We start from the raw sequence: 26,794 nt of genomic DNA, 5'->3' as shown, positions 1-26,794 counted from the left end.
CTACCATGAAAGAATTGAATCCGCTCGGCAACTTTTCCGAGCGTCAGCCTATTGCCGCTGCAGCCTTGCATCAGACTGCGCCCTACAACCTGCCGGACGCACGCGGCCACTTCGGCCAATACGGCGGCAGCTTCGCAGCGGAAACCCTGACCGACGCACTCACCGAGCTGCGTGAAGCCTATGCGCATTACCAGAACGACGAACAGTTTTTGGCAGAGTTTCATACTGAGCTGAAACATTTTGTCGGCCGTCCCAGCCCCGTGTATCACGCCAAGCGCTGGTCCGAACTGGCAGGCGGCGCGCAGATCTATTTCAAGCGTGAAGACCTGAATCACACCGGCGCGCACAAGATCAACAATGTCATCGGTCAGGCATTGCTCGCCAAGCGCATGGGCAAGAAGCGCATCATCGCCGAGACCGGCGCAGGCCAGCATGGCGTGGCGACAGCAACGATCTGTGCACGTTTTGGCATGGAATGCATCGTCTACATGGGCAGCGAAGACGTCAAGCGCCAGTTGCAGAATGTCTATCGCATGAATCTGCTGGGCGCGACAGTGGTGCCGGTAGAATCCGGTTCCAAGACGCTGAAGGATGCACTCAACGAAGCGATGCGCGACTGGGTCACCAACGTGGAAAGTACGTTCTACATCATCGGGACAGTGGCTGGTCCGCATCCCTATCCGATGATGGTGCGCGACTTCCAATCGGTGATCGGCAACGAATGTATCGTGCAAATGCCTGAGATCGCCAGCCGTCAGCCTGACTATGTGGTGGCGGCCGTCGGCGGCGGCTCCAATGCGATGGGTATTTTCTACCCCTATATCGATTATCAGGACGTCAAACTGGTCGGTGTTGAAGCCGCGGGCGACGGTCTCGATACCGGCCGCCATTCCGCCTCGCTGACGTTGGGTACGCCAGGCGTGCTGCACGGTAATCGCACTTATCTGCTGCAGGATGAAAACGGCCAGATCATGGAAACGCACTCGGTTTCGGCAGGTCTTGACTATCCGGGTGTTGGTCCTGAGCACTCGTGGTTGAAAGACAGTGGCCGCGCCAGCTATGAATGCATCACCGACGACGAGGCATTGGCGGCGTTTCATACCTGCTGCCGCATCGAAGGTATCATTCCCGCGCTGGAGTCGAGCCATGCGCTGGCGTACGCGGCCAAGCTGGCAGCGACTTTGCCGAAAGACCGCATTGTGCTGGCCAATCTGTCGGGGCGCGGCGACAAGGACATGCATACTGTCCAGCAACATCAGGGTTAAATAAGCTCCAGTAACAAGGCTCCAGCTCTGCATGCGCGCAGCGGACTTGAAATCCGCTGTGCGTAAGCTGCAAAAAACAAAGCAGGTCTGGCCGAATCGACGAACAACACATTTCAACACCATGTCCCGAATTCAATCCACTTTTACCGCGCTGGCGGCCAGCAACAAGAAGGCGCTGATCACCTTTATCACAGCCGGTGATCCGGTCCCCGAACTGACCGTGCCTCTGCTGCATGCGCTGGTCGCCGGTGGCGTCGATATTCTTGAACTTGGGGTGCCTTTTTCGGACCCAATGGCAGAAGGTCCGGTCATTCAGCGCGCCTGCGAGCGCGCGCTGAAATTCAACGTCAGCACGCGCGACGTGCTGGGTTACGTGCGTGAGTTTCGCAAGACCAACAGCACGACGCCGGTAGTACTCATGGGTTATGCCAATCCGCTTGAACGCTTTGGTGTCGACGCCTTCATTGCGGCAGCGAAAGAAGCGGGCGTGGACGGCACTATCATCGTGGATTACCCGCCGGAAGAATGCGAAGAGTTTTCGCAAAAAATGCAGGCACAGGGACTCGATCCCATTTTCCTGCTGGCGCCGACATCGACCGAAGAACGCATCCAGCAAGTCGCCAAGGTCAGCAGCGGATTTTGCTACTACGTCTCCCTGAAGGGCGTGACCGGCGCCGGCAACATCGATACCGCCGAAGTCGCCAAGCGCATTGCGGAAATCCGCAAGCACGTCAAACTGCCGATCGGCGTGGGTTTCGGCATTCGCGACGGCGCCACCGCCCGGGCGGTGAGCCAGGTGTCGGATGCCGTCGTGATCGGCAGCCGCATTATTCAGGAGCTGGAAAATACTCCGCGTGAGCGTGCAGTGGAAGCGGTTCAGGCCTTCGTGACGGATATTCGCAAGGCAATGGACGCCTGATCCCTGCATCTCAAGGAGGAGGCCGACAGCGAGCCCGGTCTCTCCTGAAAGCATAGTTTCTTAAAAGAAATTATCGAAAAGCAATCAAATCATCGTCTCCGGTTGTGTGGCTTTGCCTCTGGTACAATGCGCCACCGGAAATTAGAAAGAGGTTTCTATGAGCTGGCTAGAGAAATTACTCCCGCCTCAAATTCAACGTAGCGATTCCGCAAGCCGGAAATCGATACCCGAAGGTTTATGGGTCAAGTGCCCATCCTGCGAAGCAGTGCTTTATCGTACGGATCTGGAATCCAATCTCCACGTTTGCCCGAAGTGCAGTCATCACATGCGTATCCGCGCCCGTGCGCGCCTGGATTCGCTGCTCGACGAAGGCGGCCGTTATGAAATCGGCCAGGAAGCCTTGCCGGTCGATACGCTCAAATTCAAAGACAGCAAGAAATATCCTGATCGTCTGAAAGACGCGCTGGAATCCACCGGTGAAACCGATGCCATGATCGTCATGGGCGGCGCCATCATGACCCTGCCGGTCGTGGTTGCCTGCTTTGAGTTCGAATTCATGGGTGGTTCCATGGGATCCGTGGTGGGCGAGCGTTTCACTCGCGGCGCACAAATGGCGCTGGAGCAAAAAGTACCGTTCATCTGCATCACCGCCACCGGCGGTGCGCGTATGCAAGAGGGCTTGCTGTCATTGATGCAAATGGCCAAGACCACTTCCATGCTGACCAAGCTGTCCGAGAAGAAGCTGCCCTTCATCAGCGTGCTGACCGACCCGACCATGGGCGGCGTGTCGGCATCATTCGCCTTCATGGGCGACGTCGTGATGGCCGAACCGAAAGCACTGATCGGCTTCGCCGGTCCACGTGTGATCGAGAACACCGTGCGCGAAAAGTTGCCGGAAGGCTTCCAGCGCTCCGAGTTCCTCGTGACCAAGGGCGCCATCGACATGATCGTCGACCGTCGCAAGATGCGCGAAGAAATCGCACGTTTGCTGGCGTTGCTGCAAAATCAGGCGGCCGAAACCGTTTCCTGATAGCGATGCTGCAGACAGACCCGAACTTGTCGTCGTTCAACGCAAGTTCGGGTTTTTGCTTTTAAGTTATTCCAAGTCGTTCCAAGTCATTCATCGAGCTCATCAGCTCCATGCAGGTCATCTCAGATTCACTGTAGATTCAACTCATGCAAGCGCAAGCAAAACCTTCTACCCTGGCCGAATGGCTGACCCTTCTGGAAACCCGTCACACCAAGTCCATCGACATGGGCCTGGAACGCGTCGGCAAGGTCAAAGAATTGCTCGACATCCGTTTCGATTGCCCCGTCATCACGGTGGCCGGCACCAACGGCAAAGGCTCGACCTGTGCCATGCTGGAATCGATCCTGATGCGCGCCGGTTATCGCGTGGGTTTGTATATCAAGCCGCATTTCCTGCATTTCAACGAACGGGCACGTGTCGAAGGCGTGCCGGCATCCGATGCGGCGCTGATCGCCGCATTTGAGGCGGTGGAAGAAAAGCGCGGCGATATTTCGCTGACCTATTTCGAGTTCACCACGCTGGCCATCATGAAGCTGCTGGCCGATGCCAAGATGGATGTCGTGATCCTGGAAGTCGGCCTGGGCGGCCGTCTGGATGCCGTCAATGTCATTGACGCCGACGTCGGCATTGTCACCAGCATCGATATCGATCACACCGAATATCTCGGCACCACGCGCGAAGAAATCGGCTTTGAGAAAGCCGGTATTTATCGTGCCGGAAAGACCGCGATCTGCGGCGATCCTGTGCCGCCGAAGTCGCTCATCAAGCATGCTGAATCCATCGGCGCCGATCTTTGGCTGATGGGCCGTGATTTCAACTATCAGGGCGACAAGCAGCAGTGGGCCTACGGCGGTCGCGCTCAGCGCCGCAATTCGCTGGCGTATCCGAGCCTGCGTGGCGCCAATCAGCTGCTCAATGCGTCGGCGGCACTGGCGGCGCTGGAGGCGTTACGCGATGTGTTGCCAGTGGGCGCGCAAGAAGTGCGTACCGGCCTGGCCACGGTCGAATTACCGGGACGTTTCCAGGTCTTGCCGGGACAACCGCTGGTGATCCTCGATGTCGCCCACAACCCGCACGCCGCTGCCACGCTGGCGCAGAATCTCGACAACATGGGCTTCCATCCCTACACCTATGCGGTGTTCGGCTCCATGCTGGACAAAGACATCGAAGGCGTCATCAGTCACCTGAAGGGCAAGATTGATCACTGGTGTGTGACCGGCTTGCCATTGCCGCGCGCTGCTACGGCGCAGCAATTGAAGGACAAGTTGCTGGAAGCGGGCGTCGAGCCGGAATTCAAGCCTGATGCGGCCTGCACCATAGAAACCTTTGAAACGCCAGCTGCTGCATTCGCAAATGCGCAGAGCAGAGCTACCGAGAATGATAGAATTGTGGTTTTTGGATCCTTCCTCACTGTCGCAGGCGTGATGCAAGCCCGTAAGCCGGAATTGCATTGAGTTTTTCGCGGTTTGCGTTGTTTCCGGCTGGGATGTCGCCATTTGTTTTTTGATGCGGTCAGTCGCTGCATTCAATTGCATCAGCTGCACCCCGTATTTGTCATCCGCATTTTTCAGACCACCTTACATAGATCAGCATGGGCTTGTTCTCGTTTTTTCGTAAAAACAAGCAGGAATCTGCTTCCGGTCAAGGCGAGTTCCTGTCGCGTTCCGCAGGGGAATCGTCGGCCGCGCAGAACAGCCGTGGCAGCCGCAGCGCCGGGAATTCGCGCAAGTCCGGCAAAGATGAGTCTGTCGATCCCGTACTGCCGGAAAAGAAACGTGCACGCCGTCGCCTGATCGGCGCCGTTGCGCTGGTGCTGGCAGTGGTGATCGTATTGCCGATGATTCTCGATTCCGAACCGCGCCCGCTGGCGGACGATATTGCGATCCAGATTCCTTCCAAGGATGGCAAGGATGCCGCCAAGGATACGGTTGCAGATGCCAAACCGGCAACATCGTCGAGCTCAGCAACTGCAACAACTTCAGCAACGCAACCGAAAGAAGAGTTTGTCGATCCGGCAACGCTGGCACCTGCCAATGAAAAGCCGGCGATTGCTCCCGGCGCTCCGGCGATGCCTTCCGGTCCTGCCAATGCGCCGCTGGCGAAACTGTCTGAACCAGCTGCTCCCGTCGCGGAAAAGCCTGCCGACAAGCCTGAAGTACCCAAGCCTGCTGCCAAGCCCGAGACTAAAGCCGACGCCAAAGCAGACGTAAAAGAGAGTAAGGCTGCGGCCAAGCCAACCGAGCACAAAGACGATCACAAGAAGGACGTGAAGGAAGCCGCCAGGCCCAAGACCGCAGATAAGCCTGACGACGCGGCGCGTGCCATGGCGATTCTGGAGGGTAAGTCTGCTACAGCCGACAAGAAGCCGGCAGCATCGGCACCGGCCGCAACAGGCGGTAAATTTGTGATCCAGGTCGCCGCGTTGGCGACTCAGGAAAAGATTGATGAGCTGCGCGGCAAGCTTAATAGCGCCGGTATCAAGTCATTTACGCAAAAAGTGGCAACCCAGTCGGGCGACCGTACGCGTATTCGCGTCGGCCCGTTTGCCAGCCGCGACGAGGCCGACAAGATGCGTGCCAGGATTAATAAGCTCGGCCTGAACGCTACTATCGTTCCGGCTTGAATTTCGCGATGACCGGTCGCATATTGCTTATGTTGTTATTGTGACGATTTTTGATTATCTGGTATTGCTGGTACTGGTTTGTTCAGTAATCATCAGCATGTTAAGAGGATTGGTCAGGGAAGTGTTGTCGCTGGCCAGTTGGATAATTGCATTAGTCGTCGCCAACGCCTATGGTGAAACATTGGCGACGATGTTACCCGACGTGATTCCGGGCGAGTCGACAAGATTGATTGTGGGATTTATCGCTTTGTTCATCGGTACGCGCCTGTTGATGGGCCTGGTGACCAGAGCGATGTCCGAAGTGGTGAAGGCAAGCGGCCTGTCGCTGATCGATCGCAGCCTGGGTGCAGTGTTTGGCCTGGCGCGCGGTGCGGTGATTGTGCTGGCGGTGGTGTTGTTATGCGGTACGACGTCGATTCCGCAGCAGCCATTCTGGAAAGATGCGAGGTTAAGCCCGCTGGCGGAAACTGCCGCGGAGACCGTTAAACCCTATTTGCCGGGCCAGTTCGCGCAGCACGTCCATTTTTAATTTTGTTTTTTCGTCTTTGTTTTCATTAGGAGTCCACCATGTGTGGCATTGTCGGCGTCGTTTCCCATAGTCCAGTCAATCAGTTGCTCTACGATGCGCTGCTGCTGTTGCAGCACCGCGGCCAGGATGCAGCCGGTATCGCAACCAATCACGCAAACGGTTTCTCGATGCACAAGGCCAACGGTCTGGTGCGCGACGTGTTCCGTACGCGCAACATGCGCTCGCTGCCGGGCAACACCGGCCTCGGCCAGGTGCGTTATCCGACCGCCGGCAGCTCGTCCAGCGAAGAAGAAGCGCAACCGTTCTACGTCAATGCGCCTTTCGGCATCATTCTGGCGCATAACGGCAACCTGACCAATGCGGAACAGCTCAAGGTCGAGATGTTCAAGAACGACCGCCGCCACCTCAACACCGATTCCGATACTGAAGTGCTGGTCAACGTGTTTGCGCATGAGTTGCAGCAAGCCACGACCGGCTATTCGCTGGATCCGGCTGCGGTCTTCAAGGCCGTGGCGATGGTGCACAAGCGCGTGCGCGGCTCCTACGCCGTGGTGGCGCAGATCGCCGGCTACGGCCTGCTGGGCTTCCGTGATCCATACGGTATTCGTCCTATGTGCCTGGGTTTCAACGAAACCGACAAGGGTTCCGAGTACATGCTGGCCAGCGAATCCGTGGCGCTGGAAGGCTTGGGCTTCCGCTTCCTGCGCGATGTGATGCCGGGCGAAGCGATTTTCATCGATAACGACGGCAAGCTGTACAACCAGCAATGTGCCGACAACCCGACGCTGAATCCTTGTGCTTTCGAATTCGTCTACCTGGCGCGTCCTGACTCGGTCATCGACGGTGCTTCGGTCTACGCCAGCCGTCTGAAGATGGGTGAATACCTGGCCGAGAAGGTCCGTCGCGAAATCTCCAGCGGTGAAATCGATGTCGTTATGCCGATTCCCGATTCGTCGCGTCCTGCAGCGATGGAACTGGCGCTCAAGCTGAACCTCGATTACCGCGAAGGTTTCATCAAAAACCGCTATATCGGCCGTACTTTCATCATGCCAGGTCAAGGCCTGCGCAAGAAGTCCGTGCGCCAGAAGCTCAATGCCATCGGTTCCGAGTTCAAGGGCAAGAGCGTCTTGCTGGTCGATGATTCGATCGTGCGTGGTACGACCAGCCGCGAAATCGTGCAAATGGCGCGTGAAGCCGGCGCCAAGCGCGTGATCTTTGCTTCGGCAGCGCCACCAGTCAAGTTCCCGAATGTCTACGGCATCGACATGCCGACACGCGACGAACTGATTGCTTACGGCCGCACCGATCAGGAAGTCTGCCGCGAAATCACCGCCGACGCGCTGGTGTATCAGGATGTGGAAGACTTGAAGCGCTCGATCTCCGACGTCAATCCGGCCTTGAAGAACTTTGAGGCATCGTGCTTCGACGGCAACTACATCACCGGCGACATCTCGCGTGACTACCTCGATCGCCTCGAGTTTGCACGCAAGAATCCGAAACCGGCGCTGGAAGATGCAGTGCGCTCGCAACTCAATCTGAACCTGGCACGCGTGGACTAAATTCCATCGCGTACGCAGCAGAAAAAACGCCGGATCGCTGTCACAGCGTCCGGCGTTTTTCATTGAGGCAAGCATTGCTGCTGCGGCAGCGGCAGAACTGGCTTATCATCACTGTTCCCAAGTTTTACTGTCTTACGCATCCACACCTATGAACGACAAGAAGAGCTACGGTTTCACCACCACCATTTTGCACAGCGATCGCCAGAAAGAAATCGAACACGGCTCGCTGCACAAACCGATCCATACCTCCGTGGCGTTCGGCTACAAGGATGCGCGCCAACTGGCTGAAGTATTTCAAGGCAAGCAGTCCGGCTATCGTTATGGCCGGCAGGGCAACCCGACCGTGTCGGCGCTGGAAGAGAAGATCACCAAGATGGAACGCGGACTGTCAACCATCTGCTTCGCTACCGGTATGGCGGCGATTGGCGCCGTGATTCAGGGGCTGTTGCGCGAAGGCGATCACGTGGTGTCATCGGCTTTTCTGTTCGGCAATACCAACAGCATGTGGATGACGGTCAATGCGCAAGGCGCGCGCGTATCGATGGTCGATGCGACCGATGCCAAGCTGGTGGAAGAGGCACTGACGCCGCAGACGCGCGTCGTGTTTGTCGAAACCATCGCCAATCCACGCACCCAGATCGCCGACCTGAAACGTATCGGCGACCTGTGCCGTGAGCGCGGTATCCTGTACATCGTTGACAACACGATGACGTCGCCTTATCTGTTCCAGCCGAAAGCAGTTGGTGCAGGCTTGGTGGTCAATTCACTGACCAAATCCATCGGCGGTCACGGCAACGCACTGGGCGGCGCGCTGACCGATACCGGGTTGTACGACTGGTCGTGCTATCCGCACATCGCCGACAACTACAAAAAGAATCCACAGAAACAATGGGGTATGGCGCAGATTCGCGCCAAGGCCTTGCGCGATTTCGGCGCTTCGCTGGGGCCGGAAGCGGCGCATCACATCGCCGTCGGTTCAGAAACCATGGCGCTGCGCCAGGAGCGTGAATGCGCCAATGCGCTGGCCGTGGCACAGATGCTGGACGCCGATCCACGTGTGGCGGCCGTGTATTACCCGGGTTTGCAGTCGCATCCTCAACATGCACTGGCGACGGAGCTGTTCCGTTCCTATGGCAGCTTGCTGAGCTTTGAATTGAAGGACGGCATCGATTGCTTCGACTATCTGAACCGTCTGCAACTGGCAGTAGCGTCAAGCAATCTGGGCGATACACGCACGCTGGTGATTCCCGTGGCGCACACGATTTTCTATGAAATGGGGCAGGAGCGCCGCGCCGCAATGGGTATCGCCGAATCGCTGATTCGCGTCTCGATCGGCCTTGAGGATACGGACGATCTGGTGGAAGATTTCAGGCAGGCGCTGGATTCCTGATGGCATGATTATTTGATCAGGTTGATCTGATCATCATGAAAAACGGTCATGCCGGCATTGCGCCGGGATGACCGTTTTTCTTTGTGCTCCTTGCCGGATTACGGCAGCAGCTTTGCAGGCGCAGTGTTGTCGGCCCACTTATTGGTATAGCTCGGCTTGTACGTCTTGAAGCGCTGCAGCAGATCCGCCGGATTTTGCTCATGCATCATCAGCAGCGATTGTTCCGCCGTCAGGAAGCGTTGCGACACCAGATGTTCGATGAAGGCGATCAGGTTGTTGTAGAAACCGTCCACATTGAGCAGGCCGATCGGTTTGTAGTGAAAACCCAGCTGCGCCCAGGTCAGCACTTCAAACAGTTCTTCCAGCGTACCCATGCCGCCCGGCATGGCGATAAAACCGTCCGACAATTCCGCCATCATGGCCTTGCGTTCGTGCATGTCCTTGACGATGTGCAGACGGGTCAGGCCGTTGTGACCCAGTTCCTTGTCCAGCAGTGCCTTCGGGATCACGCCCGTGGCTTCACCGCCGAGGCGGATGACTTCTGTTGCAATAATGCCCATCAGGCCGACGTTGCCGCCGCCGTACACCAGAGCAATATTGTCTTTGACCATTTCCCGCGCCAGCGCGCGTGCGCCTTCCGCGTAGACTTCGGACGCGCCGGCGGAAGAACCGCAATAAACACAGATGGATTTCATTTTCTCTCGCTCGAATTAAAACAATACGAGCATGTTATAACATGCTCATCGTCACACCTATCACGGCGCGAGCATATCGCGACGCCGTGACTTCGCCATGACAGGCGGCATGAAGACTTACTTAAGGAATAGCATGCAAAACAAGATCGTGACATTGGCGTTGCAGGGCGGTGGATCGCACGGTGCCTTTACCTGGGGTGTATTGGATCGTTTGCTGGAAGACGGACGCATGGCGTTTGAGGGCATCAGCGGTGCCAGCGCCGGCGCCATGAATGCAGCGGTCTTGTCACACGGCTTTAACGTCGGCGGCCGCGAAGGTGCACGCGAGGCGCTGGCGGCTTTCTGGGGGCGTATCGCGATCAAGGAGCCGTTCAGTTTCTTGCCGCCGGAGATGATGCCGGGCGGTACCAGCTTGCTGACCCAGACCACTCCGGCGGCGATGCACGCCTTTCTGGCGATGACGCGCTTCTTTTCGCCGACGCAGCTGAATCCGCTGGATATCAATCCATTGCGCGACATCCTGGAAGAGCAGATTGACTTCGACCGTTTGCGTACGCGCAGCGCCATCAAATTATTCATTGCTGCGACCAAGGTCAGCTCCGGCACGCTGAAGATTTTCCGTGACAGGGAACTGACGCTGGATGCCTTGTTGGCTTCGGCTTGCCTGCCTTCAATGCACCGCCCGGTCGAGATCGACGGCGAGGCCTATTGGGATGGCGGCTTGACGGCCAATCCACCGATTTTCCCTCTGCTGCATCTGTGCTCGTCGCGCGATTTGCTGGTGGTGCTGCTGCATCCGTGCAGCCGTCCCGGCACGCCGACGTCGACACACGATATTGGTCAGCGTCTCTCGGAGATCAGTTTCAGCTCGGCGTTTTTCACCGAAGTGGGTGGATTGGCCCTGGCCAAGCGCGAAGCGGAGAGCGGCATGTTTGCCTTCGGGACCCTGGAGCGGCGCCTGAAGCGCCTCAACATGCATCTGATCGAGGCCAACGATTTGATGAGCCAGCTTGACGTCATGAGCAAGCTCAACACCAAGCGGTCTTTCATCCACGGTCTTTACGATGAAGGCCGGCTGGCTGCTGAACGCTGGATGGAAACGCACTTCCATACAGTGGGGCTGAAATCGTCCTTCGATCTCGGGCGATATCTGCAGTAAGGCATCCGGCTATAGTCAGATGCAGCCGGATGCAGTCGGCGCTGCAGCGGGCAGGCCGGGCTAGCCTTATACTGTGAGGTTTCCCCGATTGCAGAGAAGTCACTGAGCCATGAAGCCATCCCGTTCCGAATTCCTTGATATCCGCGGTTTGCGATATCACGTACGCCACTGGGGTGATCCACAGGCGCCCAAAATTTTCATGGTGCACGGCTGGATGGATATCTCGGCCTCATTCCAGTTCATGGTCGATTGCCTGCAAAAGGAATGGCATGTCATTGCGCCCGACTGGCGCGGCTTTGGCCTGACCGAGCGGCCTCAGGCCGACACCTACTGGTATCCCGACTATCTGGCCGACCTGGATGCCTTGTTGCTGCACTATGCACCGGACGAGGCAGTCAATTTGCTCGGTCACAGCCTCGGCGGCAACGTTGTCGGCCTGTATGCAGGCGTGCGCCCGCAACGCATTGCCAAGCTGGTCAATCTGGAAGGTTTCGGTCTGCCCAGCACCAAGCCCGAACAAGCGCCCGGACGTTTTGCCAAATGGCTCGACGAACTGCAGGAAAAGCCGGAGATGCGCAGCTACGCTACTCTCGAAGAAGTCATGGGCCGTCTGCAAAAGACCAATCCACGGCTGAGCCGCGAGCGCGCCGCCTTCCTGGCGCAACACTGGGCCGGCCAGAATGACGACGGCACTTGGGCGATCCTCGGCGATCCGGCGCACAAGAACACCAATCCGCTGCTGTATCGCGTTGACGAAGTCACCGCCTGCTGGGCGCAGATCACTTCCCCGGTCTTGTGGGTGGAAGCGGCAGAAACCGACATCTGGCGCTGGTTCGGTCAAAACACGCTGATGCGCCCGGAAATCGAACGCCGTATCGGCTTCCTCCGCAACGTCCGTACGGAAATCATTCCGGACGCCGGACACATGCTCCATCACGATCAGCCGGCGTTGCTGGCGACGGTGATTGAAGCGTTTCTGAACGAATAAGCCCCAGACTCCAGTCGCCGTTGCAAGGCCCTTTCAGGTCTGTGTGCAAACGCAGCAGAGAAGGCGCTTGCGGCGTACAATGGAACTATCATTTTCGTGTTTTCAAGGCCTCTTCAACAATGCTCAACGTCGATCTGCACTGCCACTCCAACGTCTCTGACGGCTTGCTGCCGCCAGCGGAGGTGGCTGCGCGCGCCAAGGCCAATGGCGTCGATGTCTGGGCGCTGACCGATCACGACGAAATCAGCGGCATTGCCATCGCGCGCGAGGCCGCACAGGATCTCGGGATGCATTACATTCCCGGCGTCGAAATCTCGATCACATGGGCAGGGCAGACTGTGCATATCGTCGGCTTGTGCATCGATGAAAAGAACGAGACGCTGGTGAAGGGGCTGGCGTCGACGCGCAACGGCCGCGAACGGCGTGGTCGCGACATTGCAGCAGGGCTGGAAAAGGTCGGTATCCCCAACGCCTTTGAAGGCGCGCTCAAACACGTGGGCAATCCCGATCTGATGTCGCGCACGCATTTCGCCCGCTACATCGTTGAGATCGGCCGCTGCGCCGACACCAAGGAAGTGTTTCGCAACTATCTGTGCGAGGGGAAACCCGGCTATGTGCCGCATCGCTGGGCGACGCTCAAGGAGTCGGTCGACTGGATTCGCGGAGCCGGCGGCGTGGCGGTGATTGCGCACCCCGGACGCTATCAGTACAGCGATCTGGAATTCGGCGTCTTGTTCGATGAATTCAAGCAGCATGGCGGTGCAGCTATCGAAGTCACCACCGGCAGCCACACGCCGGATCAATACGAGGAATATGCCCGCGTCGCCAAGCGCTACGGCTTTCTCGCATCGATCGGCTCGGATTTCCATGGCCCGGGCGAATCGCGTGTGGATCTGGGCGCATTGCCGCCATTGCCGAAGGATCTGACGCCGGTTTGGCACGACTGGAAATTGGCGAGTCGCTAACAGAGCGCCGCTGGCAGCGTTGCTTCTCCTTGCCGTACATTCGTACTGTCTGCGTCGGCGCGCCTTGCCAGCGACGCTCTGTTAGCGACTCGACATGTAGATCAAGAGGACTACGATCAATGCTTTACGGCACATCTCTTGATTTCCCCATGATTGTTCCTATCTAATAACCACTTTCCTGATAGGAGTTTTCCGGATGAAACGCATATTCCTCTTCCTCGCGACCAATATCGCCGTGCTGGTGGTGATGAGCGTGATCTTGTCCCTGCTCGGCGTGGACAGATTCCTGACGCGTGCTGGACTCAACCTGCCGATGCTGCTGGTGTTTTCCATCGTCGTCGGTTTTACCGGTTCCATCATTTCGCTGCTGATGAGCAAGACCATGGCGAAGTGGAGTACCGGTGCGCGCGTGATCGATACGCCGGTCAATTCCACCGAAGTCTGGCTGGTCAATACCGTCAGCAAGCTGGCGCAGCGCGCCGGCATCGGCATGCCTGAAGTTGCTGTTTATGAAGGCGAGCCGAATGCTTTCGCTACCGGCGCGTTCAAGGATTCTGCATTGGTTGCCGTGTCGACCGGCCTGCTGCAAGGCATGACCAAAGAAGAAGTCGAAGCCGTGCTCGGCCATGAAGTGGCGCATATCGCCAACGGCGACATGGTGACCATGACGCTGATTCAGGGCGTGGTGAACACCTTCGTCGTATTCCTGTCGCGCGTGGTCGGTTACTTCGTGGACTCGGCGTTGCGCCGTAACAATGACAATTCCGGCCCTGGCATCGGCTACATGGTGACCGTCATGGTTTGCCAGATCGTGTTTGGTATCGGTGCGTCGATGATCGTGGCTTGGTTCTCGCGTCATCGCGAATTCCGTGCTGACGCCGGTTCTGCCAAGCTGCTTGGTGGCCCACAGCCAATGATCAATGCGCTGGCGCGTCTGGGTGGCATCCCGGTCAGCGGTTTGCCGGAATCGATGGCGGCAATGGGCATCAACGACAAGCCGGGTTTCATGGAGTTGTTTTCCACGCACCCGCCGATGGAACAGCGCATCGCGGCATTGCGCGGTCAGCGATAAGCCGGCAACGACAGAAAAACGGCGGTGCAGTGTAGCGCCGCCGTTTTGCCTTTTTGAAAACCGTATTCGATTTTGAAACGAAGGATTCATGAGTCAGTTTTTCCAGATCCATCCCGATAACCCTCAACTGCGCCTGATCAAGCAGGCCGCGCAGATTATCCAGGGCGGCGGCATCGTCGCCTTGCCGACCGATTCCTGTTATGCGCTGGTATGCCAGCTCGATGACAAGAATGCGGTGGAACGCCTGCGCCGTATCCGCGGTGTCGACGAAAAGCATCATCTGACCTTGCTGTGCCGCGATCTCAGCGAAATCGCCCAATACGCCAAGGTCGACAACCGCCAGTACCGTTTGCTCAAGGCGGCAACGCCGGGGCCGTACACCTTCATTTTGGAAGCTACCAAGGAAGTACCGCGCCGCCTGAGCCATCCGTCGCGCAAGACCATCGGCCTGCGCGTGCCGGAAAACCAGATCGCCCACGCCTTGCTGGCAGAACTGGGCCAGCCCTTGATCGGCACGACCCTGATCCTGCCGGATCAGGACGATGCGCTGACCGATGCCGGGGATATTCGCGATCGTCTGGAAAAGCAGATTGAGCTCGTCATCGACAGCGGCGCCTGTAGCCTGGAGCCGACCACGGTCATCGATCTCAGCGATGACACCGAGCCGGTGCTGGTACGGCAGGGGCGGGGTGACGCGGCGCCGTTCGGTTTATAAATTGCCTTTTGGAATGATTCATCGGATGCCAGGGCATTCATGCATGTAATCGTTGTCATGTCGTCAATATCCGCAGTCTGGGGAGGTGTTCAAGAGCGCCTTCCCGTATTTCTTGCTCTATCTGCCGATTTTCCGGCAGCCCCGCCTGATCCCTCTGCTAAAATTCGCACCCATGAATGATCTTATCCAGACTGTCGCAGTGTATGCGCTCCCGGTACTGTTCGCGATTACACTGCACGAGGCGGCTCACGCCTTTGCTGCAAAGTACTTTGGCGACACGACCGCCTACATGATGGGGCGCATGAGCCTCAATCCACTCAAACACATCGATCCTTTCGGCACCATCGTGATTCCGGTGTTGCTGTATTTCGCAACCAGCGGGGCTTTCCTGTTCGGTTATGCCAAGCCGGTGCCGCTGGACTTCGGCAAGCTGCGCAAGCCCAAGCGCGATATGGCGTGGGTAGCGCTTGCCGGTCCGGCTGCCAACTTCCTGATGGCATTGATCTGGACGCTGATGATTTACGCATTGGCAATCGGTGGCGTCGAAGAAGAATTCTTCATGTTGATGGCCAAAGCCGGAGTGCTGACCAATCTGGTGATGTTCGCCTTCAACCTGTTTCCGATCCCACCGCTGGATGGCGGCCGCATTCTGACCAGTTTGCTGCCGAACAAATATGCGTATAAATTTGCACAGATTGAGCCTTACGGTTTCTTTATCGTCATGGCATTGGTTTTGCTCAAGGTGATTTACACCTGGTGGATGGCGCCGGTCATGTACCTGGCAGGAAGCTTGCTGCAGTTGATTACTTCGCCGTTGTCCTTACTTTTTTAAAAACACACACCATGTATCCTGACCGCGTTGTCTCCGGTATGCGCCCCACAGGCGCGCTGCATCTGGGCCACTATCACGGCGCCCTGAAGAACTGGGTCAAGCTGCAATCTGAACTGCCTTGCCTGTTTTTTGTTGCTGACTGGCATGCATTGACGACACACTACGATGACCCAAGCGTCATCGAAACCAGCACCTGGGAAATGGTGATCGACTGGTTAGCCGCCGGTGTCGATCCTTCCCAATCCACCTTGTTCATTCAGTCACGCGTACCTGAACACGCCGAGCTGCATCTGTTGTTGTCGATGGCGACACCTCTGGGCTGGCTGGAGCGCGTGCCGACCTATAAGGATCAGCAGGAGAAACTGGCTGATCGCGATCTGGCGACTTATGGTTTCCTCGGTTATCCGTTGCTGCAAGCGGCCGACGTGCTGATCTACCGCGCCAGTCAGGTGCCGGTGGGCGAAGACCAGATTCCCCATATCGAGATGATGCGCGAGATTTCGCGTCGCTTTAACCATCTCTACGGCAAGGAAAAAGGTTTCGAGGAAAAAGCGCGCGAAGCCGTCAAAAAACTCGGCAGCAAACGCTCCAAGCTGTATCAGGAGCTACGCACGCAATTTCAGGAGCAGGGCAACGAAGAAGCGCTGGAGCAAGCCAAGGCCATGCTCGACGACGCGCAGAATTTGTCCATGATCGACCGCGAGCGCCTGTTTGGTTATCTGGAAGGCAGCCGCAAGTTGATCCTGACCGAGCCGCAAGCCTTGCTGACAGAAGCCTCACGCTTGCCCGGGCTGGACGGCGCAAAAATGTCCAAGAGCTACGGCAATGCCATCGCACTGCGCGAAGACAAGGATTCCGTCACCAAGAAGGTCCGCACCATGCCGACCGATCCACAACGCGTGCGCCGCACCGATCCCGGTGATCCGACCAAATGTCCGGTTTGGCAATTCCATCTGGTCTATTCCGATGATGCTGCACGGCAATGGGTCGACAAGGGTTGCCGTTCCGCCGGGATTGGTTGTCTGGAATGCAAGCAACCGGTTATTGATGCCATCCTGAAAGAACAGCAACCGATGCTGGAACGGGCGCAGCAATATATCGACGACCCATCGCTGGTGCGCGCCATCATTGCAGACGGCTGCGATACGGCCCGCAAGCTGGCGCAAGACACCATGCGCGACGTCCGCGAAGCCATGGGACTGGGTTATTAAGCGCTATTGAGATCCCTTGACCTCAGCCGGGCAAAACCCTGCAAAGTATGGGTTCTATGTAAGCAAATCTGAACAAATTGACCGATAGCAGTGGCTATCCGCTACAATCGGTCTTTTATTTTCTACTCACTACGCACTAACATCATGATCAAGGGCAGCATAGTCGCCATCGTCACGCCGATGCATCCGGATGGCAGTCTCGATTTCCCGGGATTGCGCAAGTTGATTGATTGGCATATCGCAGAAGGCACCGACGGCATCGTTATCGTCGGTACTACTGGCGAATCCCCGACCGTATCGGTCGAAGAACATTCCGAGCTGATCAAAGTGGCGGTAGAGCACACCGCAAAACGTATCCCCATCATCGCCGGCACCGGCGGCAATTCGACCTCGGAAGCAATCGAGTTGACCGAGTTCGCCAAGAAGGTTGGCGCCGATGCATCGCTGCAGGTTGTTCCCTACTACAACCGCCCGACGCAAGAAGGCATGTACCTGCACTTCAAGAAGATCGCCGAGTCGGTCGACTTGCCCGTGATTTTGTATAACGTGCCGGGCCGCACCGTTGCAGATATGAGCAACGAAACCATCCTGCGCCTGGCGCAAGTGAAGGGCATCGTCGGCGTCAAGGATGCAACCGGCAATATCGGCCGCGGCACGGATCTGATCCGTCTGGCGCCGAAATCGTTCTCCATTTATTCCGGCGACGACGCTACGGCGATTGCGCTGATGCTGTACGGCGGCCACGGCAATATTTCGGTGACGGCCAACGTCGCGCCGCGCGATATGCACGAGCTGTGTGTTGCGGCCATGAGCGGTAATATCGCCCGCGCAATCGAACTGAACAACAAGCTGCTGCCTTTGCATAACAAGCTGTTTGTCGAACCAAATCCTGTACCGCTGAAGTGGGCAATGATGGAGATGGGCCTGATCGAATCCGGCATGCGTTTGCCGCTGGCTCCGCTGGGCGACGCTTATCACGATACCGTGCGTGGCGCGCTGCGTGAGTCCGGTGTATTAAAATAATTAATTAACATAAACGGCAGTGTCGTTTTCCCTTGAACCCGAACCCGCTTTTCATTGCAACGATATGACAATTCGCAAGAACGTTCACTCTGCTTCACGTCTTCTCCCACAACGTGGTCTCACGGGTCTTATGATTGCTCTGGCTTTCACCAGCCTCGCAGGATGCAGTGCCGTCAGCAACATGCTGGAAGGGGACCGTATCGACTACAAGAGCGCAGAAAAAGCCAAGGGTCCACGACTCGAAGTACCGCCTGATCTGACACAACTGCAACGCGACAACCGCTATGCGATTCCTGAAGCAAACAAGGGCGTAGCTACCGCGTCCGGCTACAACCTTGAACAGAAGACTCGTCCTGCTGCAGAAGCAGCTGCCGTGGCGCCGCAAGCCAAGGGTGATCTGCGTATCGAGCGCGATGGCACTCAGCGCTGGCTGGTCGTCTCGCAAACACCGGAACAGCTGTGGACACCGATCAAGGACTTCTGGCAAGACTCCGGTTTCCTGATCAACGTCGAATCGCCTGACACCGGCGTGATGGAAACCGACTGGGCTGAAAACCGCGCCAAGATTCCGCAAGACTTCATCCGCAACACACTGGGGAAAGTGTTTGACTCGCTGTACTCCACGGGTGAGCGTGACAAGTTCCGTACTCGTCTGGAACGCGGTCCGAACGGCACCACTGAAATCTTCATCAGCCATCGCGGCGCCGAAGAAGTGCTGACCGGCTCTGCCAAGGAAACTTCGGTGTGGACGGCACGTCCTTCCGATCCAGGTCTGGAAGCAGAATTCCTCGCGCGTCTGATGGTGCGTCTGGGTGCAGAAGAAACCAAGGCCAAGGCTGCGGTTGCCAATGCACCGAGCCTGCAAGCGCGTTCCAAGCTGTTGAAGGCTGCTACCGGCTCCAGCGTACAAGTGGATGAAAGCTTCGACCGCGCATGGCGTCGTGTCGGTCTGGCGCTGGATCGCGTCGGCTTCACTGTGGAAGACCGTGATCGCTCGCAAGGCGTCTATTTCGTGCGTTACGTTGATCAGAACCAGGATGCCAAGGACAAGGAGTCCGGCGGCTTCTTCTCGAACCTGTTCAGCTCCAAGAACAAGGACAAGACAGCAGCGCGCTATCGTATCGTGGTCAAGGGTACCGGCGACGTCAGCAACATCACCGTTCAGAACAACGACGGCAAGGCTGAAGTTTCGCAGACAGCGGACAAGATCCTGGGTCTGTTGAACGATCAGCTGAAGTAAGTGCTCAGGTAAATTCGTAGCAAGCGGTACATGTCTTCGCGAGGCCACTGTTGAAATTTGCAAGTCTCGGCAGTGGCAGCGAAGGCAATGCCCTCATCATCACCGGCACCTCAAGTCATTCCAGCGTCACCACTACGGTCATGCTGGATTGCGGTTTCGGTATCAAAGAAACCGAGCGTCGCCTGACGCGCATCGGCAAGCTCCCTCAAGATATTTCCGGCATCATCGTCACGCATGAACATCAGGATCATGTCGGCGGTGCCTTTAAGTTCGCCCGTCGTCATGGCATTCCGGTCTGGCTGACGTACGGCACTTACCAGGCAGTTGGTGAAGACGCTTGCAAAGGTGTCGAGCTGCATTTTTGCCGCGACAGCGAAGAACTCGTTATCGGTGACTTGTCATTTTTGCCATACACGGTGCCGCACGATGCGCGCGAACCGGTGCAGTACGTTGCCAATGACGGTCACTACAAGCTGGGCGTGCTGACCGATGCGGGACAGTCGACTGCCCATCTGGTGCAAGCGCTTGGCGGTTGCGATGCGCTGGTACTGGAATGTAATCACGATCGCCAGATGCTGGCCGACTCAGCCTATCCGCCATCGCTGAAGCGTCGTATCGGCGGTGCGTACGGCCATCTGGCCAACGACACCAGCGCTGAAATTCTTGCGGCACTCGAGAAGCAAAAATTGAAAACCGTGATTGGTGCTCATCTGAGCCTGAAGAACAATACGCCGGAGCTGGCGCGCGCAGCGCTGTGCGGTGCATTGGATGCGCATCCGGGCGAGATTATGATCGCCTGCCAGGAAGAGGGATTCGGCTGGATTGCCATCAGTTGATCAACTGCGTTGCTTTAAAGGCCGCTCACGCTGCGAAGTGGATGTTGCGGGGAAGTTGGATGGATACTGTATTCGGTGCTGTCGAAATGGAAACATTTCTTCTTCAGTGGATGTGCGCACGTTGAGACGTGCAAGTCCGAACAAGTCACGCCAAAGACGACGGACATAAAAAAAGCCGACCCTTGGGTCGGCTTTTTCAATAATCAGTTGATTATTTTGCTGGTGCTGCGTCAGCTGGCTTAGCGTCAGCTGCTGGTGCTGCAGGAGCAGCGTCAGCTGGCTTAGCATCAGCTGCTGGAGCTGCAGGAGCTGCGTCAGCTGGCTTTGCATCAGCTGCTGGAGCTGCTGGTGCTGCTGCTGGAGCTTCAGCTGCTGGAGCTGGTGCAGGTGCAGGAGCTTCTTCTTTTTTACCGCAAGCAGCCAGAGCAACAGCCAACAAAGATGCGATCAACAGAGTCTTTTTCATGAATATTCCTTCAATAATAATCAAAATTTTGCGATGAATAATTACCGGTAATTATCGCTCTATAGGATGTTTTCGGTGTCTTACACGTTCGCTTAACAACGAAAGCTTTCCAGCCCGATATTATAGCCACTTTTTCCGAAAATCACATGCGAATTATTCTTTTCTGTAAGAATTTGTAAGATTGTCGGAAATCCAGTCAGCTTGTCGTCAGGCCTTTATTCATGCAGGTTTCCGCGATTCGGACATGTCCGGAAAAACCAAAAACGATGAATTTTTAAGCTTGTTAAGACAGCTCCAGCCAGCCGTCCTCATACCAGTTGTGAAAGGCCTCCATCACATCCGCTGAAGCATGTTGCAACGCGCTTTTGTCCAGGCGACGCTCATCGGCCAGTACGCTCAGCAGTGCTTTGTCGGCGCGGCCGACGCCAAACGATTCGCCATTGATGAACACGTGCTTGCCGCGATACAGCATCTGCGTTTTGCGCGAAAGCTTGAGCCCGCGCTTGTTTGCAGCCTGTGCGAAGCGTGCGGGCGTGAGCGATTTTTCTGCAGGATCGAAGAAAACCGAGGCCTTCGGCTCCGACAAATACTCGCCGAGGAAGATCGTGATGTCGTCGTCGGTGAAGCGCATTTTGTTGATTTCCTCGGTCACCTGCGACAGCAATTCCTCAGGCAGTTGCGCGGGATGCTTGGCCGGTGTCAGTGCCGGGTCGGCGTAACGTCCCGGCAGATCGATGGAGTCCGCCATGAATTGGAGGAAGGCCTCACCGAGTTCCTGATAAGCCGGCGCACGGAAACCGATCGAATACGTCATGCACTCGCCAATGGCAACGCCATCGTGCGCATAATGCGGCGGCAGATACAGCATGTCGCCGGGTTCCAGCACAAATTCCTGTTCCGACTTGAAGTTCTTCAGAATCTTCAACGGCATTCCATCCACCAGCGACAAGTCTTTTTGCGCGCTGATGCGCCAGCGGCGCTGGCCATGTGCTTGCAGCAGAAACACGTCGTAGGAATCGAAATGGGGGCCGACACCGCCGCCATCGCTGGCATAGCTGATCATCAGGTCATCCAGACGTGCATCGGGGATGAAGCGGAACTGGCGCAGCAGCGCATCGGCCGCGTCGTCATGCAGATTGACACCCTGGACCAGCATGGACCATTCCTTCTGTTTGAGCGCCGGCAGCTTGGTCAGCGGACCGTGATCCATTTTCCAATCGTCGCCGTTTTGCTGGATCAGGCGCGACTCGACATCATCACGCGAGGCCATGTCGAACAGCGCCTGGCGCGACAACAGCGGAGTAAAGCCGGGAATCGCCTGGCGGATCAGCAAAGGTTTCTTATGCCAGTAATCGCGCAGGAAAGTGGCGGGACTGATGTCGCCGAGCAGAGTCAGGGTATTTTTCATGGCGACATTATAGAGCGCAATGCCGCAGGGGATGCAGCAGAGAACGCAGAAGCAGCGTCGCTTCAGCAGCTTGTCTGCATGCCAACCGCATCGAATGCCTGTGGCCGGCGAACGTAATGACAATATCGGCGAAAGGGTATAATTCGGCTTGCAGATTGCAGTACATTCCCATGTCATGCCTTCTCGGGCTTGCACCAGAATACGGCCCTCGCAGCATAAGCAAAAACGTGGCAGGTTGTCGCCGGTTCAGTCCGGCGCTTCACCAGACCTGCAATGACCGATGAACCAGAACCAAGAGAAGGGGCATACATGAAGATTGCCAAAAATACCGTCGTTTCCGTCAAGTACAAACTGTCCGACGCGCAAGGCCAACTGATCGAAGAAAGCCAGGAGCCGATGGTCTATCTGCACGGCGGTTACGAAAACACGCTGCCAAAGATTGAAGAAGCGCTGGACGGCAAGGAAACCGGCTACAACGTGACCATTCAGGTCGAACCGGCAGATGCCTTCGGCGAATACGATGCAGAGCTGGTCAAGATCGAACCAAAGAATCGCCTGCCGTCGCCGATCGAAGTCGGCATGCAGTTCGAAGGTTCGCCGGACGATGAAAACCAGGCTGCGGTGATCTTTACCGTCACTGAAATCGCTGACGACAAGGTCGTCCTCGACGGCAACCATCCGCTGGCCGGCATCGCGTTACGCTTTGACCTGAATGTCACCGAAGTGCGCGAAGCGACGGAAGAAGAAATCCAGCATCAGCACGTGCACGGTCCGCACGGCCATCACCATCACGACCACGGTCACGATCATGGCGATGACGAAGGCGATGAAGGCGATCACTTCCGCAGCCATCCAGTACACTGAAATCTGCCTGCGGCCCTGCTGCGAACAGATGCAAGGAAAATAAAAAACGCGGCCTCGGCTGCGTTTTTTTGTGGCCGTTGCAATATCAAGCAAGTCACTTGTCGTCCTGGCGAAAGTCAGGATCCAGCGACGTATCAGCGCCTGAGCAAAGCAGGGAAAAGCGATTTAACAAGCGCGGTCATGTGCCGCAACAACTACTGCGAAGCAGGCGCCGACTTCGTCTCATTCGCCAGCGCAAAGATATTCGGCTTGCTGTTGTCCACAGCAAACTTCGACCACCCCGACGCCACACCGATGCTACCCAGATTGCGGCGCCAGAGTATGCCGGCGTTGGATTCGTTCTTCAGATTTTCTCCATGCACCAGCAAGACCTTGCCGCGAAACTCACCGGCCAGCGTCGTGATGCGCTGCCGTGTTTCGGAGAAGCCATCGCGTTGTCCGCGCAGCAGGAAAGGGCGCTGGCTTGGTTGCGCCAGCGGATTGCCGTCGGTGAACAGCACGATGCCCGCCATTTTCCTTTGCGTGGCGAAGGTGAACAGGCGCTGCAGCCAATCCTTGTTGGCGATCAGGCGGTCTTCGAATTCGCTGTTGCGGCCGCCGTCGGGCAGGAAATGATTGTTTGCGGCCGGCAGGTTGATTGTCGCAAACAGAATGTTGCCGAACTCCCAGCGCGCGTTCTCCGTATAGCTGCGAAACTTCGGTGTTACCGACTGGCGGAACAGCGGCACCTTGCTGGCGCCGAATGAAAACTCATCGGGGAAAAACAGGTCGCGTACGCGGTTCAGACGCTCGATGGCGATCGAGCCGTTCTTGTTGCGGCAGCTGACCCAGTCACTCGCGGCGAGTGAAACAATGACGCCGTTCTCCGCCTCCTTCAGCAAATCGCGACGTTCGCTGTAGAGCGTATCGCTGCAGGGTTCTGCGGCCGATTTGACGCCGTTGACGACGACGAAGGCGAGGTTGTCTGCATCGCTTTCGCTCAGTGCCTTGCTGAGTACGGTGCCATCCGGGTTGCCGCTAAAAGAGTGGCCGATGACGCCGAACTGAAAACTGTCTTGCGCTGTCGCCGTTTGCAACGTCGTGCTGATAAGCACTGCGCTGGCAAAGACGAGTGCGCGCAAGGGCTTCAGCCTCAGTTTCATGCACTGCCCAGTTGCTTGAGACGGTACAGGGCTTCCAGCGCCTGGCGCGGCGTCATGGCGTCCGGATCGATATCTGCCAGTGCTTCCGCGACAGCCAGCGCGGCAGGATCAATTGCTGCGGAAGAGACCGCGTCATCCGCGTCGTCATCCCTCGCACTATGCGATTGCGTGCTGAACAGATCGAACTGCGGCGTGGTCTGCACCGACTGTGTTTCCAGTGCGGTCAGATGCTTGCGCGCGGCGCGGATGACGGGCGTCGGTACGCCGGCCAGTTGCGCCACCTGCAAGCCGTAGCTTTGCGATGCCGGGCCGGCTTGCACCGCATGCAGGAAGACGATGCTGTCCTTGTGCTCCACCGCCGACAAATGCACGTTGGAAGCGGTTGGATGTATTTCCGGCAATTGCGTCAGTTCGAAGTAGTGCGTCGCGAACAGTGTGAAGCTGCGTGTGACGTCGATCAGATGTTTGGCGATCGCCCATGCCAGTGCGAGACCATCGAAGGTCGACGTGCCGCGGCCGACTTCGTCCATCAGCACCAGCGAATTTTCGGTCGCGTTGTTGAGGATGGAGGCCGACTCCGTCATTTCCACCATGAAGGTAGACCGGCCGCCGGCCAGATCGTCGGCGGCGCCGATACGTGTAAAGATGCGGTCGATCGGCCCGATCGTCGCGCTGGTCGCCGGTACGAAGCTGCCGATGTAAGCCAGCAGTGTGATCAGCGCCACCTGGCGCATGAAGGTCGATTTACCGCCCATGTTGGGGCCGGTGATCAGCAACAGCTTGCGGTCGGCGCTGAAGGCACAATCGTTGGCGATGAAGCGCTCGATCTGATTTTCCACCACCGGATGGCGGCCTTGCTCGATCAGGATGGTTGGCTCGGTCACCAGTTGCGGCGCGCACCAGTTGTTGCGCGCGGCATGATCGGCCAGCGCCACCAGCGTATCGAGTTGAGCCAGTGCGTGAGCGATAGCTTGGAGTGTGACGATGTGCGGTGCCAGATCCTGCAGCAGTTGGTCGTAGAGGAATTTCTCGCGCGACAGGGCGCGTTCCTGCGCCGACAAGGCCTTGTCTTCGAATGCCTTCAATTCCGGCGTGATGTAGCGTTCGGCGTTTTTGAGCGTCTGGCGGCGGCGATAGTCGTCCGGCACCTTGTCGGTCTGGCCATGCGTGACTTCGATGTAGAAGCCGTGCACCTTGTTGTACTCGACACGCAGATTGGCGATGCCGGTGCGGGCGCGTTCGCGCGTTTCCAGATCGATCAGGAACTGGCCGGCGTTTTCCGACAGGCCGCGCAGCTCATCGAGATCGGCGTCGAAGCCACGTGCGATCACGCCGCCGTCGCGCACCATGGCAGCTGGTTCCAGCATGATGGACCGTTCCAGCAAGTCGACGCATTCGGTCGGCGTTGCCAGCGCTTCGTGCAACTCCAACAGCAGCGGGGCATCCGCATCGCGGCTGCACATGGCGACGTAATTGCGCAGTGAACCGAGTTGCTGCAAACCCGCGCGCAAGCCTGCCAGGTCGCGCGGACGCGCCGACAGCAGGGCGATGCGAGTGGTAATGCGTTCGATATCCGGTACGGCAGCCAGCGTCGCCGACAAGCCCGAGCAGGCGTCGGTGCGCATCAAGGCATTGATGGCGGCGTGGCGCGCCTTGGCGACGCGTTGATCGCGGCGTGCGTGATGCAGCCAGTGGCGCAGCAGGCGCGAACCCATCGCCGTACGGCAATGGTCGAGCAGCGAAAACAGCGTTGGCGCCAGCGCATTGGCGTCTTGCGCGCGAATGGTTTCGGTCAGTTCCAGATTGCGGCGGGTGGAGGCATCCAGGCCGATGAATTCGTTTTCCGATTCTACGGTCAGGGCGCGCACGTGTTGCAGGCCCTTGCCTTGTGTCGACTGAGCATAGCGCAACAGCGCGCCGCCGGCGCCGATGGCGGCCGTCATGCCTTCTGCGCCGAAGCCGTTGAGGGTGGCGACCGACAACTGATCCAGCAGCGATTTTTCACCACTCGGCTGGTCGAAGTGCCAGTCCGGCACGGTGGTCGGTTTGCCGCTGAGGAGGTGTGCGTAAGCTGCTTCTTCGCTGTCGCCGATCAGTGTTTCCGCCGGCGAGATGCGCTCCAGCTCCTGCTTCAGGCGGGCTTCCAGCAAGGCCGGTTCCACCGTAAATTCCATGAGCTTCAAGGCACCGCTGGCCATGGACAGCCATGCCAGCCCGACGGTGACGGATTTGCGTTGCTTGCCGGAGGCGACGTTCATCGCCAGCAGCGGCCGTTCGGATTTTTCCGGCAGCAGGTCGGAGTCGGTCAACGTGCCCGGCGTGATCACGCGTACTACCTTGCGTTCCACTGGCCCCTTGCTGGTGGCCGGGTCGCCGATCTGCTCGCAGATAGCCACCGATTCGCCCAGTTTGATCAGCTTGACCAGATACTGGTCGACGGAATGGAAGGGGATGCCCGCCATCTTGATCGGCGAACCGTTGGACGAGCCGCGCTGGGTCAGCGTGATGCCCATCAGTCGTGAGGCTTTTTCGGCGTCGTCGAAAAACAGCTCGTAAAAGTCGCCCATGCGGTAGAACACCAGCGTGGTCGGATACTCTGCCTTGATGCGCAGATACTGGACCATCATGGGAGTGTGTTTCTCGCCGCCGGCGCTGCCGGCATCGGATTCAACGGTGGATTTCAAATGTTTGGTCATTCAGTCACTGATTACCGACGCCGCAGGAGAGTGGCGTCGTAGAACGAGTAGGTTTGGTGTGGTTCGCCATTTTACCGCGTGCCGGGTTGCTATACGAGCCTGAAGCAAGGCTTGTTCAGTGAGCTGATTTTCGACTATTGTTAATCCCTCGTTCGATTTTGTTTAAT

Annotated in this window: 24 protein-coding genes; 19 read left to right on the top strand and 5 right to left on the bottom strand. The window is 57.4% G+C overall.

Annotated features, from left to right (window positions below):
* The first annotated feature begins 5 nt into the window (after window positions 1–5).
* The 8 genes from trpB (at window position 6) to hmeg3_RS17180 (ending at window position 9,315) form a co-directional block, all read left to right on the top strand.
* Complete coding sequence (gene trpB, locus hmeg3_RS17215) at window positions 6–1,265, top strand: tryptophan synthase subunit beta (protein WP_094564807.1); 1,260 nt, start codon at window positions 6–8, stop codon at window positions 1,263–1,265.
* A 121-nt stretch (window positions 1,266–1,386) separates the two neighbouring features.
* Window positions 1,387–2,184 carry a tryptophan synthase subunit alpha gene (trpA, locus tag hmeg3_RS17210; protein WP_094566419.1) on the top strand — a complete coding sequence of 266 codons (798 nt, stop codon included), beginning with the start codon at window positions 1,387–1,389 and terminating at the stop codon, window positions 2,182–2,184.
* Between the two features lie 157 nt (window positions 2,185–2,341).
* Window positions 2,342–3,214: an acetyl-CoA carboxylase, carboxyltransferase subunit beta gene (gene accD, locus hmeg3_RS17205; RefSeq protein WP_094564806.1), complete on the top strand. Its 873-nt coding sequence runs from the start codon at window positions 2,342–2,344 to the stop codon at window positions 3,212–3,214.
* A 146-nt stretch (window positions 3,215–3,360) separates the two neighbouring features.
* Window positions 3,361–4,668, top strand: coding sequence for a bifunctional tetrahydrofolate synthase/dihydrofolate synthase (gene folC / locus hmeg3_RS17200; RefSeq protein WP_094564805.1), 1,308 nt, complete (start codon window positions 3,361–3,363; stop codon window positions 4,666–4,668).
* Window positions 4,669–4,805: 137 nt separating this feature from the next.
* Window positions 4,806–5,837, top strand: coding sequence for an SPOR domain-containing protein (locus tag hmeg3_RS17195; RefSeq protein WP_094564804.1), 1,032 nt, complete (start codon window positions 4,806–4,808; stop codon window positions 5,835–5,837).
* A gap of 40 nt (window positions 5,838–5,877) precedes the next feature.
* On the top strand, window positions 5,878–6,366 hold the full coding sequence (locus tag hmeg3_RS17190; RefSeq protein WP_094564803.1) for a CvpA family protein: 489 nt from the start codon (window positions 5,878–5,880) through the stop codon (window positions 6,364–6,366).
* Between the two features lie 38 nt (window positions 6,367–6,404).
* The gene (gene purF, locus hmeg3_RS17185) at window positions 6,405–7,925 is read left to right on the top strand and encodes an amidophosphoribosyltransferase (RefSeq protein WP_094564802.1); all 1,521 of its coding nucleotides are present in this window, start codon (window positions 6,405–6,407) and stop codon (window positions 7,923–7,925) included.
* Between the two features lie 148 nt (window positions 7,926–8,073).
* On the top strand, window positions 8,074–9,315 hold the full coding sequence (locus tag hmeg3_RS17180; protein WP_094564801.1) for a cystathionine gamma-synthase family protein: 1,242 nt from the start codon (window positions 8,074–8,076) through the stop codon (window positions 9,313–9,315).
* Window positions 9,316–9,413: 98 nt separating this feature from the next.
* On the opposite strand, the gene hmeg3_RS17175 is transcribed toward hmeg3_RS17180, so the two are convergent.
* Complete coding sequence (locus hmeg3_RS17175; RefSeq protein WP_094564800.1) at window positions 9,414–10,010, bottom strand: TIGR00730 family Rossman fold protein; 597 nt, start codon at window positions 10,008–10,010, stop codon at window positions 9,414–9,416.
* Window positions 10,011–10,143: 133 nt separating this feature from the next.
* Here hmeg3_RS17175 and hmeg3_RS17170 point away from each other — a divergent pair, with 133 nt between their 5' ends.
* The 10 genes from hmeg3_RS17170 (at window position 10,144) to hmeg3_RS17125 (ending at window position 20,051) form a co-directional block, all read left to right on the top strand.
* On the top strand, window positions 10,144–11,169 hold the full coding sequence (locus tag hmeg3_RS17170) for a patatin-like phospholipase family protein (RefSeq protein WP_094564799.1): 1,026 nt from the start codon (window positions 10,144–10,146) through the stop codon (window positions 11,167–11,169).
* 109 nt (window positions 11,170–11,278) lie between these two features.
* Window positions 11,279–12,157: an alpha/beta fold hydrolase gene (locus hmeg3_RS17165; protein ID WP_094564798.1), complete on the top strand. Its 879-nt coding sequence runs from the start codon at window positions 11,279–11,281 to the stop codon at window positions 12,155–12,157.
* A 119-nt stretch (window positions 12,158–12,276) separates the two neighbouring features.
* Window positions 12,277–13,122 carry a 3',5'-nucleoside bisphosphate phosphatase gene (locus hmeg3_RS17160; RefSeq protein ID WP_094564797.1) on the top strand — a complete coding sequence of 282 codons (846 nt, stop codon included), beginning with the start codon at window positions 12,277–12,279 and terminating at the stop codon, window positions 13,120–13,122.
* 196 nt (window positions 13,123–13,318) lie between these two features.
* Entirely contained in the window at window positions 13,319–14,194 is an 876-nt protein-coding gene (gene htpX / locus hmeg3_RS17155; protein WP_094564796.1) for a protease HtpX, read from the top strand.
* A gap of 88 nt (window positions 14,195–14,282) precedes the next feature.
* Window positions 14,283–14,909, top strand: a complete 627-nt coding sequence (locus hmeg3_RS17150; protein ID WP_094564795.1) for an L-threonylcarbamoyladenylate synthase — start codon at window positions 14,283–14,285, stop codon at window positions 14,907–14,909.
* Window positions 14,910–15,081: 172 nt separating this feature from the next.
* Window positions 15,082–15,741, top strand: a complete 660-nt coding sequence (locus hmeg3_RS17145; RefSeq protein ID WP_094566418.1) for a site-2 protease family protein — start codon at window positions 15,082–15,084, stop codon at window positions 15,739–15,741.
* An 11-nt stretch (window positions 15,742–15,752) separates the two neighbouring features.
* Entirely contained in the window at window positions 15,753–16,952 is a 1,200-nt protein-coding gene (locus hmeg3_RS17140) for a tryptophan--tRNA ligase (protein ID WP_094564794.1), read from the top strand.
* 144 nt (window positions 16,953–17,096) lie between these two features.
* The gene (gene dapA, locus hmeg3_RS17135) at window positions 17,097–17,975 is read left to right on the top strand and encodes a 4-hydroxy-tetrahydrodipicolinate synthase (protein ID WP_094564793.1); all 879 of its coding nucleotides are present in this window, start codon (window positions 17,097–17,099) and stop codon (window positions 17,973–17,975) included.
* A gap of 64 nt (window positions 17,976–18,039) precedes the next feature.
* The gene (gene bamC / locus hmeg3_RS17130) at window positions 18,040–19,215 is read left to right on the top strand and encodes an outer membrane protein assembly factor BamC (RefSeq protein WP_369828832.1); all 1,176 of its coding nucleotides are present in this window, start codon (window positions 18,040–18,042) and stop codon (window positions 19,213–19,215) included.
* A 50-nt stretch (window positions 19,216–19,265) separates the two neighbouring features.
* A complete protein-coding gene (locus hmeg3_RS17125; RefSeq protein ID WP_094564792.1) occupies window positions 19,266–20,051 on the top strand; it encodes an MBL fold metallo-hydrolase in 786 nt (261 codons plus the stop codon).
* 211 nt (window positions 20,052–20,262) lie between these two features.
* Here hmeg3_RS17125 and hmeg3_RS25110 read toward each other — a convergent pair whose 3' ends face one another.
* The gene (locus tag hmeg3_RS25110) at window positions 20,263–20,517 is read right to left on the bottom strand and encodes a hypothetical protein (RefSeq protein WP_081493455.1); all 255 of its coding nucleotides are present in this window, start codon (window positions 20,515–20,517) and stop codon (window positions 20,263–20,265) included.
* Window positions 20,518–20,800: 283 nt separating this feature from the next.
* A complete protein-coding gene (locus hmeg3_RS17115; RefSeq protein WP_094564791.1) occupies window positions 20,801–21,925 on the bottom strand; it encodes a cupin domain-containing protein in 1,125 nt (374 codons plus the stop codon).
* Between the two features lie 309 nt (window positions 21,926–22,234).
* Between hmeg3_RS17115 and hmeg3_RS17110 the strand changes: the two genes are divergently transcribed.
* A complete protein-coding gene (locus hmeg3_RS17110) occupies window positions 22,235–22,789 on the top strand; it encodes a peptidylprolyl isomerase (protein WP_094564790.1) in 555 nt (184 codons plus the stop codon).
* A 194-nt stretch (window positions 22,790–22,983) separates the two neighbouring features.
* Here hmeg3_RS17110 and hmeg3_RS17105 read toward each other — a convergent pair whose 3' ends face one another.
* Complete coding sequence (locus hmeg3_RS17105) at window positions 22,984–23,931, bottom strand: hypothetical protein (protein ID WP_094564789.1); 948 nt, start codon at window positions 23,929–23,931, stop codon at window positions 22,984–22,986.
* The gene (gene mutS / locus hmeg3_RS17100) at window positions 23,928–26,627 is read right to left on the bottom strand and encodes a DNA mismatch repair protein MutS (protein ID WP_094564788.1); all 2,700 of its coding nucleotides are present in this window, start codon (window positions 26,625–26,627) and stop codon (window positions 23,928–23,930) included. Before mutS ends, hmeg3_RS17105 begins: the two co-directional genes overlap by 4 nt.
* Between the last annotated feature and the right edge of the window lie 167 nt (window positions 26,628–26,794).

This window comes from Herbaspirillum sp. meg3 (assembly GCF_002257565.1).
Classification (GTDB): domain Bacteria; phylum Pseudomonadota; class Gammaproteobacteria; order Burkholderiales; family Burkholderiaceae_D; genus Herbaspirillum.
This window is presented reverse-complemented; position numbering and strand designations above follow the sequence as displayed.

Bases quoted from the DNA above. Each gene is read 5' to 3' on its own strand.
- trpB (WP_094564807.1), top strand. From the start codon at position 6: ATGAAAGAATTGAATCCGCTCGGCAACTTTTCCGAGCGTCAGCCTATT.
- trpA (WP_094566419.1), top strand. From the start codon at position 1,387: ATGTCCCGAATTCAATCCACTTTTACCGCGCTGGCGGCCAGCAACAAG.
- accD (WP_094564806.1), top strand. From the start codon at position 2,342: ATGAGCTGGCTAGAGAAATTACTCCCGCCTCAAATTCAACGTAGCGAT.
- folC (WP_094564805.1), top strand. From the start codon at position 3,361: ATGCAAGCGCAAGCAAAACCTTCTACCCTGGCCGAATGGCTGACCCTT.
- hmeg3_RS17195 (WP_094564804.1), top strand. From the start codon at position 4,806: ATGGGCTTGTTCTCGTTTTTTCGTAAAAACAAGCAGGAATCTGCTTCC.
- purF (WP_094564802.1), top strand. From the start codon at position 6,405: ATGTGTGGCATTGTCGGCGTCGTTTCCCATAGTCCAGTCAATCAGTTG.
- hmeg3_RS17180 (WP_094564801.1), top strand. From the start codon at position 8,074: ATGAACGACAAGAAGAGCTACGGTTTCACCACCACCATTTTGCACAGC.
- hmeg3_RS17175 (WP_094564800.1), bottom strand. From the start codon at position 10,010: ATGAAATCCATCTGTGTTTATTGCGGTTCTTCCGCCGGCGCGTCCGAA.
- hmeg3_RS17170 (WP_094564799.1), top strand. From the start codon at position 10,144: ATGCAAAACAAGATCGTGACATTGGCGTTGCAGGGCGGTGGATCGCAC.
- hmeg3_RS17165 (WP_094564798.1), top strand. From the start codon at position 11,279: ATGAAGCCATCCCGTTCCGAATTCCTTGATATCCGCGGTTTGCGATAT.
- hmeg3_RS17160 (WP_094564797.1), top strand. From the start codon at position 12,277: ATGCTCAACGTCGATCTGCACTGCCACTCCAACGTCTCTGACGGCTTG.
- htpX (WP_094564796.1), top strand. From the start codon at position 13,319: ATGAAACGCATATTCCTCTTCCTCGCGACCAATATCGCCGTGCTGGTG.
- hmeg3_RS17150 (WP_094564795.1), top strand. From the start codon at position 14,283: ATGAGTCAGTTTTTCCAGATCCATCCCGATAACCCTCAACTGCGCCTG.
- hmeg3_RS17145 (WP_094566418.1), top strand. From the start codon at position 15,082: ATGAATGATCTTATCCAGACTGTCGCAGTGTATGCGCTCCCGGTACTG.
- hmeg3_RS17140 (WP_094564794.1), top strand. From the start codon at position 15,753: ATGTATCCTGACCGCGTTGTCTCCGGTATGCGCCCCACAGGCGCGCTG.
- dapA (WP_094564793.1), top strand. From the start codon at position 17,097: ATGATCAAGGGCAGCATAGTCGCCATCGTCACGCCGATGCATCCGGAT.
- bamC (WP_369828832.1), top strand. From the start codon at position 18,040: ATGACAATTCGCAAGAACGTTCACTCTGCTTCACGTCTTCTCCCACAA.
- hmeg3_RS25110 (WP_081493455.1), bottom strand. From the start codon at position 20,517: ATGAAAAAGACTCTGTTGATCGCATCTTTGTTGGCTGTTGCTCTGGCT.
- hmeg3_RS17115 (WP_094564791.1), bottom strand. From the start codon at position 21,925: ATGAAAAATACCCTGACTCTGCTCGGCGACATCAGTCCCGCCACTTTC.
- hmeg3_RS17110 (WP_094564790.1), top strand. From the start codon at position 22,235: ATGAAGATTGCCAAAAATACCGTCGTTTCCGTCAAGTACAAACTGTCC.
- hmeg3_RS17105 (WP_094564789.1), bottom strand. From the start codon at position 23,931: ATGAAACTGAGGCTGAAGCCCTTGCGCGCACTCGTCTTTGCCAGCGCA.
- mutS (WP_094564788.1), bottom strand. From the start codon at position 26,627: ATGACCAAACATTTGAAATCCACCGTTGAATCCGATGCCGGCAGCGCC.